Annotated in this window: 12 protein-coding genes and 1 tRNA gene; 5 read left to right on the top strand and 8 right to left on the bottom strand. The window is 34.5% G+C overall.

The genetic code is table 11. From position 1 onward, the window contains the following. Positions 1 to 12 precede the first annotated feature (12 nt). The 4 genes from QZ106_RS08590 to QZ106_RS08605 all read right to left on the bottom strand — a co-directional run bounded on the left by QZ106_RS08590 (position 13) and on the right by QZ106_RS08605 (position 1,385). Positions 13 to 237, bottom strand: coding sequence for a hypothetical protein (locus QZ106_RS08590; RefSeq protein ID WP_295976452.1), 225 nt, complete (start codon positions 235 to 237; stop codon positions 13 to 15). 194 nt (positions 238 to 431) lie between these two features. After that, positions 432 to 833, bottom strand: coding sequence for a hypothetical protein (locus QZ106_RS08595; protein ID WP_295976453.1), 402 nt, complete (start codon positions 831 to 833; stop codon positions 432 to 434). 23 nt (positions 834 to 856) lie between these two features. Continuing rightward, on the bottom strand, positions 857 to 1,090 hold the full coding sequence (locus QZ106_RS08600; RefSeq protein WP_295976454.1) for a hypothetical protein: 234 nt from the start codon (positions 1,088 to 1,090) through the stop codon (positions 857 to 859). A 22-nt stretch (positions 1,091 to 1,112) separates the two neighbouring features. Then, on the bottom strand, positions 1,113 to 1,385 hold the full coding sequence (locus QZ106_RS08605; protein WP_295976455.1) for a hypothetical protein: 273 nt from the start codon (positions 1,383 to 1,385) through the stop codon (positions 1,113 to 1,115). Positions 1,386 to 1,636: 251 nt separating this feature from the next. On the opposite strand from QZ106_RS08605, the gene QZ106_RS08610 reads away from it, so the two are divergent. Continuing rightward, complete coding sequence (locus tag QZ106_RS08610) at positions 1,637 to 1,921, top strand: hypothetical protein (protein WP_295976456.1); 285 nt, start codon at positions 1,637 to 1,639, stop codon at positions 1,919 to 1,921. Between the two features lie 59 nt (positions 1,922 to 1,980). On the opposite strand, the gene QZ106_RS08615 is transcribed toward QZ106_RS08610, so the two are convergent. Both QZ106_RS08615 and QZ106_RS08620 read right to left on the bottom strand, forming a co-directional pair. Continuing rightward, positions 1,981 to 2,286, bottom strand: a complete 306-nt coding sequence (locus tag QZ106_RS08615) for a type II toxin-antitoxin system RelE/ParE family toxin (RefSeq protein ID WP_295976457.1) — start codon at positions 2,284 to 2,286, stop codon at positions 1,981 to 1,983. Next, positions 2,279 to 2,458 (bottom strand): hypothetical protein, encoded by a 180-nt coding sequence (locus tag QZ106_RS08620; protein ID WP_295976458.1) that lies wholly within the window; start codon positions 2,456 to 2,458, stop codon positions 2,279 to 2,281. Before QZ106_RS08620 ends, QZ106_RS08615 begins: the two co-directional genes overlap by 8 nt. Before the next feature lie 257 nt (positions 2,459 to 2,715). Here QZ106_RS08620 and mobH point away from each other — a divergent pair, with 257 nt between their 5' ends. From mobH to QZ106_RS08635, 3 genes are all read left to right on the top strand, one after another. Next, positions 2,716 to 4,629, top strand: a complete 1,914-nt coding sequence (gene mobH, locus QZ106_RS08625; RefSeq protein ID WP_295976459.1) for a MobH family relaxase — start codon at positions 2,716 to 2,718, stop codon at positions 4,627 to 4,629. 81 nt (positions 4,630 to 4,710) lie between these two features. After that, positions 4,711 to 5,532, top strand: coding sequence for a site-specific integrase (locus tag QZ106_RS08630; RefSeq protein ID WP_295976463.1), 822 nt, complete (start codon positions 4,711 to 4,713; stop codon positions 5,530 to 5,532). A gap of 141 nt (positions 5,533 to 5,673) precedes the next feature. Next, positions 5,674 to 5,847, top strand: a complete 174-nt coding sequence (locus QZ106_RS08635) for a hypothetical protein (RefSeq protein ID WP_295976460.1) — start codon at positions 5,674 to 5,676, stop codon at positions 5,845 to 5,847. A gap of 451 nt (positions 5,848 to 6,298) precedes the next feature. Here the strand turns inward: QZ106_RS08635 and QZ106_RS08640 are convergent, their stop codons facing one another. Together QZ106_RS08640 and QZ106_RS08645 are read right to left on the bottom strand one after the other, a co-directional pair. Beyond that, positions 6,299 to 6,475, bottom strand: coding sequence for an OST-HTH/LOTUS domain-containing protein (locus QZ106_RS08640; RefSeq protein ID WP_295976461.1), 177 nt, complete (start codon positions 6,473 to 6,475; stop codon positions 6,299 to 6,301). Positions 6,476 to 6,477: 2 nt separating this feature from the next. Next, complete coding sequence (locus tag QZ106_RS08645) at positions 6,478 to 6,612, bottom strand: hypothetical protein (RefSeq protein ID WP_295976462.1); 135 nt, start codon at positions 6,610 to 6,612, stop codon at positions 6,478 to 6,480. Positions 6,613 to 6,904: 292 nt separating this feature from the next. On the opposite strand from QZ106_RS08645, the gene QZ106_RS08650 reads away from it, so the two are divergent. Continuing rightward, positions 6,905 to 6,980 (top strand) — tRNA-Lys (locus QZ106_RS08650).

Consider the following 6,980-nt stretch of genomic DNA (forward strand, 5'->3'; position numbering starts at 1 on the left):
ACTTAAAGTTATCTATGGCATAATAAAGTAATAATCAAGTAGATATATAGCAATTAATAAAAGACCAAGCATCATTCCTAAAATGCCAGTTTTTATAAATCTACGTGGTATCTCTAAATCTTGTTCTTGTTTGTTTTGATGTGCATTGGTCTCTCTAACAAAGAGCATTTTTCCTATCATTGCAAAAATTCCTCCGGATACAAGCATAAATAAACCAAAATATAAACTTATATTCATAAACAACCTCCTATCTATATTCTATGTGCAAAACTTAAGATTTATCAATTTTGCTTTTAAGCTCAATAATCTTCTTTTCTAAAAGATAAACTCTAATCCACAACGAAATTATGCAAAGCCACAATGCCACTAAACTGAATATTTCTACCATCGTTTTTCTCCTTTGTTCAAAACTTAACGTTTAAGATATTCAATTAAAAAATTCTATTTATCAACCATGAAAATAAATTTAGTTCAAAATAAAATGGAATAATCAGAATACATATTCCGATAAAAAAATTCAGAATCATTACTCCTAATTTTATAGAAAATGCCGCACTTTCTATTTTTAATTTTTCTTCAACAAAATTAATCAAGTGTGTGCTAGGAAGCAAGATAATTGCAGCTGTCACTATTTTGGCTACAAATATAATCATGTTTTTTATACCGCTTTGGAAAGCTTCAAATCCAGTGCCGGGGGCATCTTTAAAGAAGAAAAACCATGCTCCTCCAAAGATTAAGAGGATAAGTAAATAAGCCGTTATCATCCCCAGAAGAAGATTTGAGTTAATTAAATTCCATAAAGAGTTTTTATCAGACTTGGTTTTTATATCCATAGTTAGCTCCTTATTGTCAAAACTTAAGAATTAGTCTTATCTACCGCTCTAAAAAGCAAAGTGTTTAGTCTTGATAAAACGGAATAAACACCCGATACACAAATTATTAAAAATATAACTTTAACGATAACAATACCAATAACGTTATCTCCATTTAGGATTGGGCTTATCCATTTTACTATCTCAATAGCTAGTCCCACTGATACCAAAAAAAACATTAAATTAGATGTAATGAAAGAGAAATTTTTGAATTCCATTTAATATCCTTGTGTGCAAAACTTAATAAAAATAAATACTAATAGCTACTATTAGAACCAAGCTTAGAATAATCCACTTTAAAATAGCTGAATTTGTTTTTTTAGAGGGAAGATTTTCTTCATCAGCTTTTCCAACCTTAAAGGCTGTCATTTCATGTCCGAGGTAGCTAAATATCAAATTTCCACTTTCATCTTCTCGTAATATTTTAAGTATGCTTGTTCTGCCATCGACAAAACTAGGGATTGCATATTCAAACCCATTATGAATTATCGTTTTATATTCTTCTTTTACCATTCCCATCTCCTCATAGTCAAAACTTAAAACTTTTTATACTGCCTAGTATTACTAGTCTAAAATCTTACCCTTCGATAGTTTTTAGACTGTCTAAAAACCTAACTCAAAGTTTCTAGACTGAATCATAGAGATTTATTCCTGTATCATCATTGATAATCTGTTTTTATCTTCAAGAGAGTTTCTAGATAAAGCTATTAACCTGAAACTAGGGTATTTAGGATAGGTAGACGTTCACAAAGTTAATAATAAAAATGAAATATTACCTATTTTTTGTTACGGCTATCATAGTCATAAGTTTTAAATCTGTGGCAAATATAAGAAATCCGCATGAAGGAGGGATTTGTCATGTTGAGGCTGAATATTTTTATCCAGGAATATGGGAAAAGTATGGAGAAAACGAGCTCATCTGTAACTATTGGAAATTTTTAGATGATGAAGATCAAAAAATATTAGAATCACAGTTATTAGAGGATGGCAATGAGTCAGAAATTGATTATGGGGATTACGAAAGTGAAGATGAAATGTACAATGAATAATTTAGCAGTATGGCATTTTTACTACTAATGGCGTGGAATTGCGTGGTGTTAAGATCTGTCTAAATATTATTTTTCTCTCTTGGGGGATATAACTGACGGCTATGAATGACGGTCAAGATTTTAATATGGTCATCAAATTCTTGGTATACAATACGGTAAGATCTAGAAAAAACCTCTCTTGTACTCATTTGATCAGCCCTAAGTTTCCCACATTTAGGTAACATTCCTATTAAATTGAATTTTTCAACAAGCTCACTATATAGCCTAGTGCCTGTCTCCGTATGAGAAGTATATTCAATAACATTATCCAAAATCTGAGCTATATTTCTTTTAGCCTTATCTGTAATAACCCAAGGTTTAGCCATATGCTACATTACCCTCTAAAGATTGTAGCTCTTGTTCTTTGCGAGTTAATAATGACTCCATCTCTTGTTTAAATTGCTCCGCTGTACAGTATCTACCATTCGCAGCATCATCAAGGCCATCTTGAATTTCTTTAGCTAAAAATTCATCGTATCCAGGTTCTTTGAAAATCATAAATTTTCTCCATAAATAGGAACTAGTAGGGTGATGATACACCAAAAAAGCCAAAAGGTTAAGGGAATCCCTAACGGGATTAAGGGTAATGCCATAAAGGTAACCTTTCCCAAGGGAAAGGTCTTATCTGAAAAGGCTAAAAGGCTTTTTCAAAAGGGCTAAATGGCATTGACATCTATCTTCGATTCATAATTATTTATTCATTGAGATGATTGCATAAATCGATATCCTTTTAGAAAAATAGCGAGTTTTAGGAAATGTTTTCATCTATTTTTAATAAATTAAGAGGGAAAAAACAAGATTCCCTAGATATCAGACTGAATTTACAAGATCTTAATTTATCTCAACCAAAAGCAGATAATGATGGTTGGATAACGCCTTTCCCTGCGTCAAAACTACTTGATACCGAATTACGTCAAAAATACTTAAATTTAATTTGGCAGCAAGTTTCTATGACGCAAGATATGTTCAATGAATTGTACAAGAAACCGATTGAACGGTATGCGGAAATGGTTCAATTATTACCTGCTTCAGAATCCCATCACCATTCACATTTGGGAGGTATGCTTGATCACGGGCTTGAAGTACTTTCATTTGCAGCAAAACTTCGTCAAAGTTATGTGTTACCACAAAATGCAGCACCGGAAGAACAATCTAGACAACGAGATGCTTGGACTGCAGCAGTTATTTATGCGGCACTTGTTCATGACATTGGTAAAGTTATTGTCGATATAGAAATTCAGTTAAAGGACGGTACTCGTTGGTTTCCCTGGAATGGGATTCCAACTCAATCTTATAAATTCAAGTATATCAAAGGTAGAGATTATGAGCTTCACCCTGTAACTGGAAGCTATCTAGCCAGTTATCTGATCCCTCATGAGGCATTTGAGTGGTTAGCTGAATATCCAGAAGCCTTCTCATCATTAATGTATGCAATGGCTGATCATAAGGATAAGTCAGGGCTACTATCTGAGATAGTACAAAAAGCAGACCAAAACAGTGTCGCTCTTGCATTAGGTGGAGATGTATCTAAACTGGTTCAGAAACCAGGAACATCTTTTGCAAAACAGCTTGTTATGGCATTACGTCATTTACTGCAGCATAAATTTAAAATTAACACGCCTAAAGGTCCAGCAGATGGTTGGCTTACAGAAGAAGCATTATGGTTGATGAGTAAACCTACGGCTGATCAAATTCGAGCTTACCTTTTAGAGCAAGGCATTTCAGCTCCGGCAGATAATCCTAAATTATTTAATGAGATGCAATCACTAGGAATTATTGAAAGCACAACAGATGGGACCGCAATTTGGCATTGCCGAATTAAAGCTGATTCAGGTTGGTGTCCGCCTAAGGCCTTTTCCTTGTTAAGAATAAGACCCGAGGTTGCATGGGAAAATCTAGACGACAGACCAAGCACATTTTTAGGGCGCGTAGATATTGAAACTGATGCATTATTAGACGATGAAAATACTCAAGCTACCATTGAATCAACGATGAGTATTCCTATGGTAGCAGAAAGTGTCAATATTTCGTCACCTGAAAATATATCCGCTCAACAATCCTCTAAAAAAGAAGGAGAAATAATAAAAGAATCCGTTGATATGGCAGATTTAGTAATGGATTTGTTCCCTCCAATGGGATCACCTGAAAATTCATCAATTGTAGAAGAAACATCGCAGGTAGAGGAGTCTGAACAGTTAGCGGTGGCTTTACCGATTATGGAAGAGGCTACTTCTCAAAGGAAGTTAGAGAAATCAAAAGAAAGTGTAGTTATTTCCGGTGAAAGTTTTGTTGAATGGCTAAAAGCTGGAATTATTGGGAATACTCTGACTATCAACAATACAAGTGCGAAATTACATATCGTTAAAGGTCAACTTTTCCTCGTTACACCTGGTATATTCCAGGTGTTTTTTAATAGTAAAGGCATCACTAATTTTACCAAAAAGGATATTGAAAGTTTGCAATATAGTTTTCAAGACCTTAAATTACACCGTAAATACCGTCAATCAAATAATGATAGTGTGAATTTTTGGCGTTGTAAGGTTGTTGGGCCAAGGAAAACTTCTCATTTGATAGGGTATTTAATCGATAAAACCGATTATTTTTTCGGTAATAGAATTCCAATTGATAATTTACATTTATCACTTATTGAGGAGAATGACAATGAATAGACTTACATTTGATACGTTACTTGATAAATTTTTTTATACCGACATTTACGTGTAGATACAGTAAAAAGTTATGAGAAAGCAATTAGACAGCTACAACATAATTGCAATGTAAAATTTCCGGATGAAGTATCAGAATTACTGATACTTCAATGGCGTCAAACAGTAGTTGGAAAATCTATCATTGAGGTGACATGGAATAGTTATGTTCGCCAGCTCAAAACTATCTTTAAATTTGGCATTGAGAAGCAGCTTCTTCCATTTATAAAAAATCCTTTTGACGGACTGTTTATTAGAGAAGGAAAACGAAAAAGAAAAGTTTACACTTCTTCTGATTTAGATAGACTGAGTTTTGGTATTAAAGAATCAAAACACCTCCCGGCAATACTCCGCCCGTTATGGTTCACTCGAGCGATAATCATGACATTTCGTTATACTGCAATTCGTCGCTCTCAATTAAACAAATTAAGAATCAAGGATATTGATTTAATAAATCAAGTCATCCATATTTCACCAAAAATAAACAAAAATCACGAATATCACACGCTTCCCATCTCAACGACTCTTTACCCATACTTGAATAAATTACTAAATGAATTGAAAAAGCTGAAACAGCCCCCCGAATCCCAATTTTTTAATATCAATCTATTTTCAACAGCGGTTAAACGTAAAGGGAAAGAAATGACAGCAGATCAAGTAAGTTATTTATTCAAAGTAATATCGAAGTATACAGGGATAATTAGCTCCCCTCATCGCTTTAGACATACAGCTGCAACGAATCTTATGAAAAAACCAGAGAATCTTTATGTTGCCAAGCAGCTTTTAGGACATAAAGATATTAAGGTGACGTTAACATATATTGAAGATGATGTTGAGGTAGTCAGAAAATATACTAATTTGCTATAAGTTATTAGAACAGTAGAAAGCGATTGGCTTAATTTAAGCCATAGTCGCGCGCGAGTGCTAAGTTCATTTTTGCGTCTAAAGTCTAAAGAAAGGCGAAAATGAACTTATGCCGAGTAGCTTTCGTTAGAAAGCGTAAAGCGATTGTGGGTAAATTTAGACAAGATTTTTAATGTGGGAAAATTAGGTGTAAAAGGCTTTCCCTTTTGCACAATTTTTCCACGTGGTGCGCAGCAAAAAATCGGTATTGGCCGGGCGGATAACAAAAGAAAAAAAGCCCATAATGGGCTTTTATATGATTTTTTTATTGATACCTAGTTTTGCGCTCCCCAAAACTTTAAACTTTGACGCTATTAACCATTGCAAGCTACGTCTATCACTTGCGAGTTACCGCATTGCCGCTAGTGGGTTACGGATTTTATGCCTAGACAGCTCACCCTTTAAGGCTTCTTTGTGTCAACGTTTGCGGTATCAACAAACGCTCTTTCATCCCTAAGCCGACTTCTGACAGTGCAGGGCTACCTTTTAAGGCTGACGGTCTAGCCGTCTGAATCCCTTTATACTGTGACTAACTCAATAATGGCTATTATAGTTACCTTAAAAATAAAATGCTATTAATACAAATTTGCAGTTTGAAAAAGAATGGTTTTATAAACGAAAACAGCGGAGCCAAAGTCCCGCCGTCTTGTCTGCCTATTCTGCAGTAAATTCGTTTAAACACACAGCCATTTCGATGAATAAACCATCAGATTATCCTGATGGTTTCAACTTACCACTCTTTACAGTAAGAAATCAACTTTTTTAACCTAACAAGAAAATTTCTTTTACCTGAAATTTTTAATTCAAAAATATCATTATATTTTTTTATCAAATCACGTAATTTTTTACACCCATAATTTCTAGGATCAAAATCAGTTTCTAGTAATCCCCACTTTTGCCCTAACATTCCTAAATTAATCCAATCAGGTCCATGGTATCAATAATCATAAAACCATCTGTGGCATTTTTAACAAAAGAAGCAACCGCATTAAATGCGTTTGCGACAATATCAACGCCATCCAAAATAACAATTTCTAACGCCATTATAAGTTACATAGTATGAATTATGTAGTTTTCAAGCAAAATACATACTTTCAGGCTTTACAAACTAGTATTTTTATGTAAGATCGTGCCCATCCACAGAGCGTTAGTGGATGGATCATGGTGTATTGGCTAGGTACACGAGATTGATCAGTATAAGAAGTTACATAAGTAGAGTGTGTACACAAGGGATTTAAAATCCCTCGCCTTTCGAGGCGTGCCAGTTCAAGTCTGGCCTCGGGCACCATTTGAAGGTAATTCATTCTTTAAAATTCCTCAAATAAATCATATCGTTGGGTCGTTAGCTCAGTCGGTAGAGCAGCGGACTTTTAATCCGTTGGTCGAAGGTTCGAATCCTTCACGACCCACCA

It is taken from the genome of uncultured Aggregatibacter sp. (assembly GCF_901873365.1).
Lineage (GTDB): Bacteria > Pseudomonadota > Gammaproteobacteria > Enterobacterales > Pasteurellaceae > Aggregatibacter.

Excerpts from the sequence above, each read along its gene's own strand:
- QZ106_RS08590 (WP_295976452.1), bottom strand. The coding sequence starts at position 237 with ATGAATATAAGTTTATATTTTGGTTTATTTATGCTTGTATCCGGAGGA.
- QZ106_RS08595 (WP_295976453.1), bottom strand. The coding sequence starts at position 833 with ATGGATATAAAAACCAAGTCTGATAAAAACTCTTTATGGAATTTAATT.
- QZ106_RS08600 (WP_295976454.1), bottom strand. The coding sequence starts at position 1,090 with ATGGAATTCAAAAATTTCTCTTTCATTACATCTAATTTAATGTTTTTT.
- QZ106_RS08605 (WP_295976455.1), bottom strand. The coding sequence starts at position 1,385 with ATGGTAAAAGAAGAATATAAAACGATAATTCATAATGGGTTTGAATAT.
- QZ106_RS08610 (WP_295976456.1), top strand. The coding sequence starts at position 1,637 with ATGAAATATTACCTATTTTTTGTTACGGCTATCATAGTCATAAGTTTT.
- QZ106_RS08615 (WP_295976457.1), bottom strand. The coding sequence starts at position 2,286 with ATGGCTAAACCTTGGGTTATTACAGATAAGGCTAAAAGAAATATAGCT.
- QZ106_RS08620 (WP_295976458.1), bottom strand. The coding sequence starts at position 2,458 with ATGATTTTCAAAGAACCTGGATACGATGAATTTTTAGCTAAAGAAATT.
- mobH (WP_295976459.1), top strand. The coding sequence starts at position 2,716 with ATGTTTTCATCTATTTTTAATAAATTAAGAGGGAAAAAACAAGATTCC.
- QZ106_RS08640 (WP_295976461.1), bottom strand. The coding sequence starts at position 6,475 with ATGTTAGGGCAAAAGTGGGGATTACTAGAAACTGATTTTGATCCTAGA.
- QZ106_RS08645 (WP_295976462.1), bottom strand. The coding sequence starts at position 6,612 with ATGGCGTTAGAAATTGTTATTTTGGATGGCGTTGATATTGTCGCAAAC.